A 12,349-nucleotide genomic window follows, 5' to 3' on the forward strand; every position below is an offset into this window, starting at 1 on the left:
CGGGGCTATGCCCGCTCGAACGCGAATTATGATCAGCCGAAACCGAAGGATGCCCGTGACGTGGTGGTATGCCGGGAAAGAGGCGTCCCGAAACGTGTTCGGGACGCCTCTTCCGTGCGATCCGCCGCGTCCTGAACGGGACGGGCGGCCGGTGGGGCTAGCGGGGCAGCGAGGCCACGCCCGGTTCGAGGAACCGGCGCCCGGTGACCCGCTCGGAGACGCCCGCGCGGTCCAGGTACGGGGTGATGCCGCCGAGGTGGAACGGCCAGCCCGCGCCGAGGATCATGCACAGGTCGATGTCCTCGGGCGCCGCGACGACGCCCTCGTCCAGCATGATCCGGATCTCGTCGGCCAGCGCGTCCAGCGCCCGGGCGAGGACCTGCTCCTCGGTGGACGGCGACGTGCCGCCCGCGAAGATTTCCACGACCTCGGGGTCGAGCGTGAAGTCCGGCCGGTACACGCCGGACTTGCCGGCCGCGACCAGCTTCGCGAGGTTGTCCGAGAGCGGGAACCGGTCCGGGAACGCGCCGTGCAGCGTCTCGTTGACGTGCAGCGCGATCGCCGGGCCGACCAGCCCCATCAGGACGAACGGCGGCATCGGCAGCCCGAGCGGCGCGGCGGCCCGCTCGGCGACCTCGATCGGCGTGCCCTCGTCCACGGCCCGGACGATCTCCGCGAGCAGCCGCAGCAGGACGCGGTTGACGACGAACGCCGGGGCGTCCTTCACCAGCACGCACGACTTCTTGAGCCGCTTGCCCGTCGCGAACGCGGTGGCGAGCGCGGCGTCGTCCGTCCGGTCGCCGCGGACGATCTCCAGGAGCGGCAGCACGGCGACCGGGTTGAAGAAGTGGAAGCCGACGACCCGCTCCGGGTGCCGCAGCTTCGACGCCATCTCTGTCACCGACAGCGACGAGGTGTTGGTCGCGAGCACGCACTCGGGGGACACGTGGTCCTCCAGCTCGGCGAACACCTTCTGCTTGACCGACATCTCCTCGAACACCGCCTCGATGACGAAGTCGGCGTCGTTGAAGGCGTCCTTGGTGAGCGACCCGGTGATCAGCGCCTTGAGGCGGTTCGCCTTGTCGGGGGAGACGCGGCCCTTGCCGAGCAGCTTGTCGATCTCCCCGTGCGCGTACCCGACGCCCTTGTCCAGGCGCTCCCGGTCGAGGTCGGTCAGGACGACCGGGACCTCCAGGCGGCGCGCGAACAGCAGCGCGAGCTGCGAGGCCATCAGCCCGGCGCCGACCACGCCGACCTTGGTGACCGGGCGGGCGAGCGCCTTGTCCGGCGCCCCGGCGGGCCGCTTCGCGCGCTTCTGCGTCAGGTCGAACGCGTACAGGCCGGCGCGCAGCTCGTCGCTCATGATGAGGTCGGCGAGCGCCTCGTCCTCGGCGGCGAAGCCCTCGTCGCGCGTCCGGTCCTTGGCGGCGGCGACCAGGTCGAGCGCGCGGGTGAACGACGGCGCCGCGCCGTGCAGCTTGCCCTCCAGGTTCCAGCGGGCGCCCGCGATCGCGTCGTCCCACGCCTTGCCTGTGTCGACCGCGGGCCGGTCGACGACGACGTCGCCCTTCAGCACCCGCGCCGTCCAGGCGAGCGACTCCTCGAGGAAGTCGGCCGAGTCGAAGATCGCGTCGGCGATGCCCAGCTCGAACGCCTGCCGCGCCTTCAGCATCCGGTTCTGCGCGAGCGGGTTGTCGATGACGACCTTGAGCGCCTTCTCCGCACCGATCAGGTTCGGCAGCAGGTAGGTGCCGCCCCAGCCCGGCACCAGCCCGAGGAACGCCTCCGGCAGCGCGAACGCCGGGACGCCCGCCGAGATCGTCCGGTAGGTGCAGTGCAGGCCGACCTCGACGCCGCCGCCCATCGCCGCGCCGTTGTAGTAGGCGAACGACGGGACGTCCAGTTCCCCGAGCCGCCGGAACACGTCGTGCCCCAGCTTGCCGATGGCCAGCGCGTCCTCGCGGGTGCGGACGAGCGGCACGCCCTTGAGGTCGGCGCCGACCGCGAAGATGAACGGCTTGCCCGTGACGCCGACGGCCGCGATGTCGTCGCGTGCCGCGACCGCGTCGAGCGCCGCGTCCAGCTCGGCGAGCCCGTTCGGGCCGAACGTGTTGGGCTTGGTGTGGTCGTGCCCGTTGTCGAGCGTGATCAGCGCGAGGGTGCCCGCCCCGTACGGGAGCGTCACGTCGCGGACGCGCGCGTGCGTGACGACCTCGTCGGCGAAGATGTCCTTGATGTTCGCGCTCACTTGGCGCCCTCCCAGTTCACGTTCTCCCAGAGGACGGTTCCGCCCATGCCCATGCCCACGCACATCGTGGTCAGTCCGTAGCGGACGTCCGTCCGCTCCTCGAACAGCCGCGCGAGCTGGTTCATCAGGCGGACGCCGGACGACGCCAGCGGGTGGCCGAGCGCGATCGCGCCGCCCCACGGGTTCACCCGCGGGTCGTCGTCGGCGATCTTGAAGTGCTCCAGGAACGCGAGGACCTGCACGGCGAACGCCTCGTTGATCTCGATGAGGCCGATGTCGTCCATGGTCATCGCGTTGCGGGCCAGCAGCCGCTCGGTCGCCGGGACGGGCCCGACGCCCATCACCTCGGGCTCCACGCCCGCGAACGAGAAGTCGACGAGCCGCATCTTCGGCGTCAGGCCCAGCTCGCGGGCGACGTCCTCGGCGGCCAGCAGGCACGCGGTCGCGCCGTCGTTCAGCCCGGCGGCGTTGCCCGCCGTCACGTTGCCGTGCACGCGGAACGGCGTCTTCAGCCCGGCGAGGCTCTCCATCGTGGTGCCGGGGCGGGGCGGCTCGTCCGCCGTCGCCAGGCCCCAGCCGTGCTCCACCGACCGGACGGCCGTCGGCACCAGGTCGGGCTGGATCTTCCCGGCCTCGTACGCCGCGGCGACCTTCTCCTGGCTGCGCACCGCGTAGGCGTCCGCGCGCTCCTTGGTGATCTGCGGGTACCGGTCGTGCAGGTTCTCCGCGGTGGAGCCCATGACCAGGGCGGACGGGTCGACGAGCTTGTCGGCGAGGAACCGCGGGTTCGGGTCGACGCCCTCGCCCATCGGGTGCCGGCCCATGTGCTCGACGCCGCCCGCGATCGCGACGTCGTAGGAGCCGAACGAGATGCCCGCGCCGGACGTCGTCACGGCGGTCATCGCGCCCGCGCACATCCGGTCGATGGCGTAACCCGGGACGCTCTTGGGCAGCCCGGCCAGCACGGCGGCGGACCGCCCGATGGTCAGGCCCTGGTCGCCGGTCTGGGTGGTGGCGGCGATCGCGACCTCGTCCACCCGCTCCGGCGGGAGGGACGGGTTGCGGCGCAGCAGCTCACGGATCGCGCGGACGACCAGGTCGTCCGCCCGGGTCTCCGCGTACAGGCCCTTGGGGCCGGCCTTGCCGAACGGCGTGCGTACGCCGTCGACGAACACGACGTCGCGTGCGGTGCGAGGCACGGGTGCGTCCTCCCTGGTCTGGGCTCGGTGGTCGCACCCAATGCTACTCGTCAGTAACTACTGATCCGGGTGGCCGGCGCCGGGGGCGCCGGCGCCCGTTCCCGGGCGTCCAGCGCCGCCAGCACCCCGCCCGCCAGCACGGCCCCGAGCATGATGCCGATCATTACCACCTGGAGACGTATCCGCAGGACAGGGCCTTGACACTCGCTCCGCACCCGCCCGCGCAGCCATTCCCGCAGCTCGCCCGGCGGCGGCGCCTCCGCCGCGTCCCGCAGCGCCAGCAGCACCGACCGGACGGCCTCGACCGCCCGGTCGTGGTCGCCGAGCAGCTCCTCGGCGTACGCGATCAGCTCCGGCCCGTGGAGGTCGTAGACGCGGCCGACCGCCCCGGGCCGCCGCGCGCGCAGCGCCCGCACCAGCCGCGCGTCCTCCACCGGATGACTCGTATGCATGGACACGCCCGGATTATCGGCACCCGGACGTCCCCGGCGGTGCGCCCGGACGCACACGCCGCGCGCGCCCGTTTGTCAGCGAGGTGACAGCGCGGGCAGCCGAACCGTGATCGACAGCCCGCCCTCCGGACGCGGCACGGTCTCGACCTCGCCCCCGTGCGCGGTCACCACCGCCCGCACGATCGACAGCCCGAGGCCCGCGCCGTCCGCCGACCCCACCCGGTCCGCCCGCAGCCGCCGGAACGGCTCGAAGATCCGCTCCACCTCGTACTCCGGCACGACCCGCCCCGTGTTCTCGACCCGCGCGAACGCCCGTTCCCCGTCCACGCCCGTCCGCACCCACACCCGTCCGTCCGGCACGTTGTACTTCACCGCGTTCTCCAGCAGGTTCCCGACGCACCGCTCCAGCAGCACCGGATCCCCGGCGACCGGCGCCGGCGCCAGCCGCGCGTCGACCTCCCGGTCGATCTGGTCGAGGGCGCCCCGCGCCACGTCCGCGAGATCGACCGGCGCGGGCGCCGTCGGCTCCCGCTCCGACCGCGCCAGCAGCAGCAACCCGTCGATCAGCCGCTCGTGCCGCGCCGTGTTGCCCAGCAGGACGTCCGCCAGCGCCTTCGTCTCCGGCGGGTTCCTCCTGCTCGCCAGCGCGACCTCCAGCACCGTCCGGTTGATCGTCAGCGGCGTCCGCAGCTCGTGCGACGCGTTCGCGACGAACCGCCGCTGCGCGTCGAACGCCCGGTGCAGCCGGTCGAGCATCCCGTCGAACGTGTCCGCCAGGTCCTTGATCTCGTCCTGCGGGCCCTCCAGCCCGATCCGCTCGTACAGGGTGCTCTCCGACAGCCGCCGCGCCGTCGCCGTCACCGTGTGGATCGGCCGCAGCATCCGCCCCGCGACCACGTACCCGATCGCCACCGCGACGACCCCGAGCACCCCCACCGTGACGAGCGCGCCCTCCAGCAGCCGCTCCAGCACGTTCGCCCGCCGGTCGGCGAGCGCCTCCTCGGCCCGCTCCCGCAGCCCCATCAGCGCCTCGATCCGGTCGCCCTCCGACAGCGCCCGCAGGTCGTCGGCGGTGATGACGGGATCGTCCTCCAGCGCGAACCCCGCGTCCATGCTCTGCACGGTCATCAGGTACATGACCGCGACCAGCACCGCCGACGTCACCAGGAACAGCGACCCGTACACCAGCGTCAGCCGCGTCCGGACGCTCGGCCGCGTCACCGCTCCTCCAGCCGGTACCCCGCGCCGGTGACCGTCTCGATCACCGGCGGCGCCCCCAGCTTCCGCCGCAGCGTCGCCATCGTCACCCGCACGATGTTGCTGAACGGGTCGATGTTCTCGTCCCACGCCCGCTCCAGCAGCCGCTCCGCGCTCACCACCCCGCCCTCGGCCCGCAGCAGCTCCTCCAGCACGGCGAACTCCTTCTTCGTGAGCCGCACCTCCCGGCCGTCCCGCTCCACCCGCCGCCGGTGCGGATCCAGCCGGACGCCCCGCCGCTCCAGCACCGGCGGCACCGGCGGCCCCGACCGCCGCGCGAGCGCCCGCACCCGCGCGACCAGCTCGCCGAACACGAACGGCTTCGGCAGGTAGTCGTCCGCCCCCAGCGCCAGCCCGTCCACCCGGTCCTCCACGTCCCCGGACGCCGTCAGCATCAGGATCCGCCCCGCGTGACCCCGCGCGACGAGCTCCCTGCAGACGTCGTCGCCGTGCACCGCCGGAAGGTCCCGATCGAGCACGATCACGTCGTACTCGTGGTACGACGCCCGCTCCAGCCCGGCGTCCCCGTCGTAGGCCACGTCGACGGCGATCGCCTCCTCGCGCAGCCCCTCGGCGATCGCGTCCGCCAGCACCCGCTCGTCCTCGACGATCAGAACCCGCATGCCCGCGAGCATGCCGTCCGGCACGTTAAACCCGGATAAGCCCTCACCCCCGCCAGCCCAGCCGAGACCGCCGCCGGGGCCGCCAACCGCTCCGGTCGTACTGCGCCATGGACCCCGAAAACAGAAAAAGCCCCCAGGAATGGTATTGGCGAGAGTGTCGAACTTTGCGGTTCCGATAAGGCCGACATGTCCGTAGGGTTGAGGCGTTCTGGACCCGGCCGGGAGGGGACGCATGGACGCGGGCGTCGCCGCGTTGATCGGCACCGGGATCGGCGCGTCGGCCACCCTCGCCGCGGCCTTCGTCAACGGCAAGGTGCAGGCGCGCGTCCAGCGGAACCAGTGGAGCCGCGAGCAGCGGCGCGCCGCCTACGCCGCCTACCTCACCGCCCTGTACGACCGCGACGTCGCCCTGGACGCCGTCCGCGAGGCCCTCGGCCGCGACGACCCCGACCTGCGGGACGTCGACGAGCGGCTGCACCGCTTCATCGCCCTCGCCCGGGACGTCCACCGCACCGTGGAGATCGTCCTGCTGGAGGGGCCGCCGTCCATCGCGGACGCCGTCGACCGCGTCGAGCACGCGTCCCGCGACCTCTCCCAGGTGGTGCGGCGCCTGGTGGACGACGCCCGCGCCGGCGACGCGTCCCGCAGGCCCGCGGACCTCGAGACGGCCGCCGAGCGCGAACGCGTCCTGTACCGGGCGGTCGCGGACTTCCGTGCGGCCGCCCGCGGCACCTCACGCCGTAGCCGGGTCCCACCACGCCAGGTTCGCGGCGGCCTGCGCCGTCGGCTCGATGATCTCCCAGCCTTCGGCGATCAGGCCGTCCTCGACCCGCCAGATGTCGACGACCGTGATCTCCGGCCCGTCCGGAAGCCGGCGCCGCGAGTGCATCACGACGTGGTCGCCGTCCGCCAGCAAGTGCCGGACCTCGACCTCCATCCCCGCGAGCGGCACCAGCGCCGCCCGTACCGCCGCGAGCCACTCGTCCTTCGTCGACGACGTCGCGTCCGGCCGGTGATGGACGAAGCCGTCCGCGAGGAATTTCCCGAGCGCCTCGACATCGCCCGTACTGATCAGTTCCGCCAGTGCCCGTTCGACGAGCCCCTTGTTCTCCGTGGTCATGGAGGCAGTTTTTCCGCGCCCGAGCCGATTGTCGATGAAATGGCATTTCATGGCGTCCGGCGCCGTGCCGAGTACCCTCGTCGATCATGCACACGGTCGGGGAACTGCTTCGCCACTGGCGGCACCGCCGCCGCATCAGCCAGCTCGACCTCGCGCTCGCCGCCGGGGTCTCGGCCCGGCACGTCAGCCTCGTCGAGACCGGCAGGTCGAAGCCGAGCGCCGACATGGTCCTGCGGCTCGCGGACCACCTGAACGTGCCGCTCCGCGAGCGCAACACGCTGCTGCTCGCCGCGGGTTTCGCCCCCCGCCACCCCGAACGCCCCCTCGACGACCGCGCGCTGTCGGCCGCCCGCGACGCGGTCGCGCGGGTCCTGCGCGCGCACGAACCGTACCCGGCGCTCGTCTTCGACCGCCGCTGGAACATCGTGCTGACCAACCGCGCCATCGACCTGTTCTTCGCGCACGTCGCCCCCGACCTCCTGCGCCCCCCGGTCAACCTCGTCCGCCTGGGCCTCGACCCGCGCGGCCTCGCGGGCATGGTCGTCAACGTCGCCGACGTGCGGGCGATGTTCCGCACCCGGATCTCGCGCCAGCTCGCCGCCGCACCCGACCCCGAGCTCGCCGCCCTCTACACCGAACTCCTGGCGCCCGACCACCCCGAGGACGCGGGCCGCTCGATCGACTCCGACGTCGTGATCCCGATGATCGTCCGCTTCGGCGGCCGGGAACTGCGGCTCTTCTCGACGACCACCACCTTCGGCACCCCGATGGACATCACCCTGGCCGAGGTGTCGATCGAGTCCTACTACCCGGCCGACGACGAGACCGCCGCCCACTTCACCGCCCTCTGGACGCCCCCGCCGGACCAGTGAGCGACTCGGCCAGGCGGTCCGCGAACTCTGTGAGCCGCTCCAGCCACGGACCGCTCCGGGCGATCCCGAACCCGTGGCGGCGGCCGTGGAACGCGGCCTGGACGGCGTGGAGCTGCGCCCAGCGCCGGACGCGTTCCCGATCGAGCTCCGCGGCCTCGGCGAAGACGTCCAGGAACCGGCGCACGGCCTTGTGCGGATCGTCCGCCTCCAGCAACGCCGGGCCCCGCGCCTTGAGCAGCGTGCCGCCGTCGTAGGCCGGGTCGCTCACGACGCCCTTGGGATCGACGGCCGGCCACGGCTCGCGCTCGGCGCGAAGGACGTTCCCCGCGTGCAGGTCGCCGTGGACGAGCGCCTCCGGCTGGTCGCGCCCCAGCTCCCGGACGGTCGCGACCGCGGCGTCCACGACCGTACGGGGCATCGTGTGCGGCAGCTCCCCGGCGTCCGCGCGGAGCCGGGCCTCCCACTCGTCCGCCCGGTCGCGCAGCCGCGGCAGGCCGGACGGCGCCGGGACGGCGAGCCGCCGGGCGAGCCGCCCCGGGGCAGGCCGGCGAGCCACGCCGCCCCGGCCGCCCCCTCCCGTTCGACCGTGCCCCGCGCGAACGCGTCCGGTACCTCGATCACCGGAGCACCCTACGCGGACGCGGCGGCGGCTAATGCGGGTTTAACCCCTCGGGATGTCACATGGCTGCCGTCGGGGCAGGGTGCTTCGGCGGGAAGGGTGTCATGGGACGTCGGGTGTGGGCCGTGGTGGCGGCGGTGCCGATCGTGGTGGGGCTCGCCGGGTGCGGCGGCGGGGGCGCGACGGGGGCGGCGGCTTCGCCGACCGGGTCGGCGGCCGCGGAGGACGCGAAGCTCGAGTTCGCGCGGTGCATGCGGGAGAACGGGGTCGACGTGCCCGACCCCGGGTCCGGGGAGCAGGGCACGCGGGTGCTCGGGAAGGGCGCCGGCGGGGAGAAGCTCGAGAAGGCGCTCGACGCGTGCCGGTCGCTGCTGCAGGCCGGGGGAATGCTGCCGGACCTGAAGGATCCGGAGGTGCGCGACCGGTACGTGGAGTTCGCGCGGTGCATGCGGGAGAACGGCGTCGACGTGCCCGATCCCGCGCCGGACGGGACGGTGCGGCTGCCGGAGGGGGACATCGACCCGGGGCGGCTCGACCGGGCGCGCGCGGCGTGCGAGAAGGCGCTGCCGGGGGCCGGCCGGTGAGGCGCGCCGTGGTGGCGGCGGGCGCGGTCGTCGGCGTGGGCGTGGCCGCGGGCGCCGTCGTCTGGACGGCCGGGGAGGAGCCGGCCCGGGCGGGACGGACGGGGCCGGCCGCGACGGCGCCCGTGCAGCGGGGCGATCTGGTCGACACCGAGTCCGTGGACGGGACGATCACCTACGCGGGCGTCCGGGACGTGTGGACGGCGGCGAGCGGCGTCGTCACGTGGACGCCCGGGCGGGGCGCGAAGATCGAGCGCGGGGAGACGCTCGTGGCGATCGACGGGCGGCCGGTCACGCTGATGTACGGGAAAGCGCCCATGTACCGGGCCCTCGGGCAGGGCGACGAAGGGAAGGACGTTCGCGCGCTGGAGGAAAATCTGAAGGCGCTCGGCCACGGGGACTGGATGACCGTGGACGGCGACTTCACCGCGGCCACCGCGGACGCGGTCCGGGAGTGGCAGGACGAGCGGGGCCTCGAGGTGACGGGGACGGTCGATCCGTCGCAGGTGGTGTTCCAGGACGGGGCCGTCCTGGTCCGGGCGGCGAAGGCGCCCGAGGGCGGGCGCGCCTCGCCGGGGCAGCCGATCCTCACCGTGTCGGGCACGGAACGCGTGGTGCACGTCGACCTGGACGCCGACCGGCAGGACCTCGCGGAGGAGGGCGCGAAGGTCGCCGTGGACCTCCCGGGCGGGACGAGCGTCGAGGGCGTGATCGCGGACGTCGGCGCGGTCGCGGAGAGCGGCGGGAGCGGGCAGGACGCGACGACCACGGTGGACGTCGAGATCAGCGTGGAGTACGAGGGGCGGTTCGACGAGGCGCCGGTGAGCGTGGAGCTCGTGGCCGAGCGCCGCGAGGACGTCCTGTCGGTGCCGGTCGAGGCGCTGCTGGCGCTCCGGGACGGCGGGTTCGGGGTCGAGGTCGTCGCGGGCGCCGGGTCCCGGGTCGTGCCGGTGACGGTCGGGGCGTTCGGCGGCGGGCGCGTCGAGGTCGCCGGGAAGGGACTCGCGGACGGCGTGCGGGTGGGGGTGCCCGCCGGATGAACATCGTGGAGCTTTCGGGGGTGACGAAGGAGTATCCGGGCGGGGTCGCCGCGCTGCGGGGCGTCGACCTGGTGATCGCCGAGGGGGCGGCGACCGCGATCACGGGGCCGTCCGGGTCGGGCAAGTCGACGCTGCTGCACATGATCGGGACGCTCGACCGCCCGACGTCCGGGACGGTGCGGATCGCCGGGCACGACGTCGCGGGGCTGTCGGACCGGGAGCTGTCGGCGCTGCGGGCGACCCATATCGGGTTCGTGTTCCAGCAGTTCCACCTCGCCGAGGGCGTGACGGCCCTCGACAACGTCGCCGACGGCCTCCTGTACGCCGGGGTGCGGCAGGCGGAACGGCGGGAGCGGGCGCGCGCGGCCCTGGAACGCGTGGGGCTCGGCGAACGGGTCGGGCACCGGCCGCACGAGCTGTCGGGCGGGGAGCGGCAGCGGGTCGCGGTGGCGCGCGCCGTGGTCGGCGAGCCGGACCTGCTGCTCGCGGACGAACCCACCGGCAACCTCGACAGCGCGGCGGGCGCCGAGGCCCTGGCGCTGCTGGACGACCTGGCCCGGGACGGGACGACGGTCGCGATCGTCACGCACGACCCGGAGGTCGCCGCGCGGATGCCCCGCCGCGTCCGCGTCCGCGACGGCCGCGTCGTGGCGGACGAGCGGGCCGACCGCGGGGGCGTCCGATGAGCGCGGGGCTGCGGCCGGCGCGGCTCGCGCCCGCGGACGTGCTGCGCACGGGCCTCGCGGGGCTGCGGGCGCGGACGGGACGGGCGGTGCTGTCGGCGCTCGGCGTCGCCATCGGCATCGCCACGATGACCGCGGTGATCGGCATTTCCGCGTCCGGGCAGGAGGACCTGCTGCGGCGCCTGGACCGGCTCGGCACGAACCTGCTGACGGCCGGGCCCGGCGAGACCCTGTTCGGGGAGGAGGCGCGGCTTCCCCGGGAGGCGCCGGGCATGGTGGGCCGGGCCGAGGGCGTCACGTCGGTCGCCGCGACGGGCGTGGTGGACGCGACCGTCCGGCGGACGAGCGCGATCCCCGAGGAGGTCACGCACGGGATCGGCGTGCAGGCCGCGACGGTGGGGCTGCCCGGGACGCTGCGGGCCCGGATGGAGAAGGGGCGGGCGCTGAACGACGCGAACGTCCGGTATCCGGGGGCGGTGCTCGGGGCGGAGGCGGCGCGGCGGCTCGGCGTCGACCGGCCCGGCGCGCAGGTGTGGATCGGCGGCCGGGACTTCACGGTCCTCGGGGTGCTGGCGCCCGCGGAACTCGCCCCGGAGATCGACCGGTCGGTGCTCGTCGGGTGGGACGCGGCCGAACGGTACCTCGGGTTCGACGGGCACCCGACGACGATCTACGCGCGGGCGGCGGACGGGGCGGTGCCGGACGTCCGGGACGCCCTCGCGCGGACGGCCGACCCGCAGCACCCGGAGCAGGTGGAGGTGAGCCGCCCGTCGGACGCGCTGGAGGCGAAGGCCGCGGCGGCGGGGGCGTTCACCGGGCTGCTGCTGGGGCTCGGGGCGGTGGCGCTGCTCGTCGGCGGCGTGGGCGTCGCGAACACGATGGTGATCTCGGTGCTGGAGCGGCGCCGCGAGATCGGGCTGCGGCGGTCGCTGGGCGCGACGCGGGGGCAGGTGCGGGCGCAGTTCCTCACCGAGTCGCTGCTGCTGTCGGGGTTCGGCGGGGCGGCCGGGACGGTGCTGGGCGCGGCGGTCACCGCGGCGTTCGCGCTCGTCCGGGGCTGGCCGCCGGTCGTGCCGGGCTGGGCGCTCGGCGGCGCGTTCGCGGCGACGCTGCTGGTCGGCGCGGCGGCGGGGCTGTATCCGGCGATGCGGGCGGCGCGGTCGTCGCCGACGGCGGCGCTGGCCACGGCGTGACGAGTCGGGGCATGATTGACATCGCCGACGACGTCCCGCCCCCGGGGAGGTGTCCCGACCGCCATGCCCGTGCCAGGCCCCCTTCGCAAGACCTGCCGCGACTTCCTGGGCATCGACGGGGAGATCCGCTACATCTTCCCGGCGCAGAGCCACGGCGGCGGCGCCGGATTCATCTTCGTGATCACCGACGACCGCATCTCGGTGATCACCACGGGCGCGCTGAGCCGCACCAAACCGAAGAGCGTGTGGGGCGGCTACCCGCGCGGGACCCGCATCGGGCCGGTGGAGACGGGCACCGGCGCGTCGTTCATGTTCGCCGGCGGCCGGTTCGAGATCGACGACGAGTACATCGCCGTGATCAATGCGGCCGACGCCGAGGTCTTCGACCGCGACAGCCTGCCGCGCGACCCCCTCCCCGACCTGTAGCGGCCCTTCCCGGCCCGCGGCCGGGGAGGGCGGCTC

The 12,349-nt window shown here is 74.3% G+C and carries 14 protein-coding genes; 6 read left to right on the forward strand and 8 right to left on the reverse strand.

Going from position 1 to position 12,349, the window contains the following annotated elements:
- Positions 1-157 precede the first annotated feature (157 nt).
- The 7 genes from AB0L25_RS23440 to AB0L25_RS23470 form a co-directional block, all read right to left on the reverse strand.
- A complete protein-coding gene (locus AB0L25_RS23440) occupies positions 158-2,248 on the reverse strand; it encodes a 3-hydroxyacyl-CoA dehydrogenase NAD-binding domain-containing protein (RefSeq protein WP_500174792.1) in 2,091 nt (696 codons plus the stop codon).
- Positions 2,245-3,447: a thiolase family protein gene (locus AB0L25_RS23445; protein WP_500174793.1), complete on the reverse strand. Its 1,203-nt coding sequence runs from the start codon at positions 3,445-3,447 to the stop codon at positions 2,245-2,247. The genes AB0L25_RS23440 and AB0L25_RS23445 overlap by 4 nt, the downstream gene beginning before the upstream one ends.
- Positions 3,448-3,497: 50 nt before the next feature.
- Entirely contained in the window at positions 3,498-3,905 is a 408-nt protein-coding gene (locus AB0L25_RS23450; RefSeq protein ID WP_500174794.1) for a hypothetical protein, read from the reverse strand.
- A gap of 69 nt (positions 3,906-3,974) precedes the next feature.
- A complete protein-coding gene (locus AB0L25_RS23455; protein WP_500174795.1) occupies positions 3,975-5,120 on the reverse strand; it encodes a sensor histidine kinase in 1,146 nt (381 codons plus the stop codon).
- Entirely contained in the window at positions 5,117-5,779 is a 663-nt protein-coding gene (locus AB0L25_RS23460; protein ID WP_500174796.1) for a response regulator transcription factor, read from the reverse strand. Before AB0L25_RS23460 ends, AB0L25_RS23455 begins: the two co-directional genes overlap by 4 nt.
- Positions 5,780-5,822: 43 nt before the next feature.
- On the reverse strand, positions 5,823-6,356 hold the full coding sequence (locus AB0L25_RS23465; RefSeq protein ID WP_500174797.1) for a hypothetical protein: 534 nt from the start codon (positions 6,354-6,356) through the stop codon (positions 5,823-5,825).
- A gap of 156 nt (positions 6,357-6,512) precedes the next feature.
- Entirely contained in the window at positions 6,513-6,899 is a 387-nt protein-coding gene (locus AB0L25_RS23470) for a nuclear transport factor 2 family protein (protein WP_500174798.1), read from the reverse strand.
- Between the two features lie 86 nt (positions 6,900-6,985).
- Here AB0L25_RS23470 and AB0L25_RS23475 point away from each other — a divergent pair, with 86 nt between their 5' ends.
- Positions 6,986-7,771: a helix-turn-helix domain-containing protein gene (locus AB0L25_RS23475; protein ID WP_500174799.1), complete on the forward strand. Its 786-nt coding sequence runs from the start codon at positions 6,986-6,988 to the stop codon at positions 7,769-7,771.
- On the opposite strand, the gene AB0L25_RS23480 is transcribed toward AB0L25_RS23475, so the two are convergent.
- Positions 7,737-8,327, reverse strand: a complete 591-nt coding sequence (locus AB0L25_RS23480) for an aminoglycoside phosphotransferase family protein (RefSeq protein ID WP_500174800.1) — start codon at positions 8,325-8,327, stop codon at positions 7,737-7,739. The genes AB0L25_RS23475 and AB0L25_RS23480 overlap by 35 nt on opposite strands.
- Positions 8,328-8,494: 167 nt before the next feature.
- Between AB0L25_RS23480 and AB0L25_RS23485 the strand changes: the two genes are divergently transcribed.
- From AB0L25_RS23485 to AB0L25_RS23505, 5 genes are all read left to right on the forward strand, one after another.
- Positions 8,495-8,974, forward strand: a complete 480-nt coding sequence (locus AB0L25_RS23485; RefSeq protein WP_500174801.1) for a hypothetical protein — start codon at positions 8,495-8,497, stop codon at positions 8,972-8,974.
- Complete coding sequence (locus AB0L25_RS23490; RefSeq protein WP_500174802.1) at positions 8,971-10,011, forward strand: peptidoglycan-binding protein; 1,041 nt, start codon at positions 8,971-8,973, stop codon at positions 10,009-10,011. The genes AB0L25_RS23485 and AB0L25_RS23490 overlap by 4 nt, the downstream gene beginning before the upstream one ends.
- Complete coding sequence (locus AB0L25_RS23495) at positions 10,008-10,697, forward strand: ABC transporter ATP-binding protein (protein WP_500174803.1); 690 nt, start codon at positions 10,008-10,010, stop codon at positions 10,695-10,697. The genes AB0L25_RS23490 and AB0L25_RS23495 overlap by 4 nt, the downstream gene beginning before the upstream one ends.
- Positions 10,694-11,887: an ABC transporter permease gene (locus AB0L25_RS23500; protein WP_500174804.1), complete on the forward strand. Its 1,194-nt coding sequence runs from the start codon at positions 10,694-10,696 to the stop codon at positions 11,885-11,887. The genes AB0L25_RS23495 and AB0L25_RS23500 overlap by 4 nt, the downstream gene beginning before the upstream one ends.
- A gap of 63 nt (positions 11,888-11,950) precedes the next feature.
- Positions 11,951-12,313 carry a hypothetical protein gene (locus AB0L25_RS23505; protein WP_500174806.1) on the forward strand — a complete coding sequence of 121 codons (363 nt, stop codon included), beginning with the start codon at positions 11,951-11,953 and terminating at the stop codon, positions 12,311-12,313.
- Positions 12,314-12,349 lie beyond the last annotated feature (36 nt).

Origin of the sequence: Spirillospora sp. NPDC052242 (assembly GCF_040679555.1) — a bacterium.
GTDB lineage: Bacteria > Actinomycetota > Actinomycetes > Streptosporangiales > Streptosporangiaceae > Spirillospora.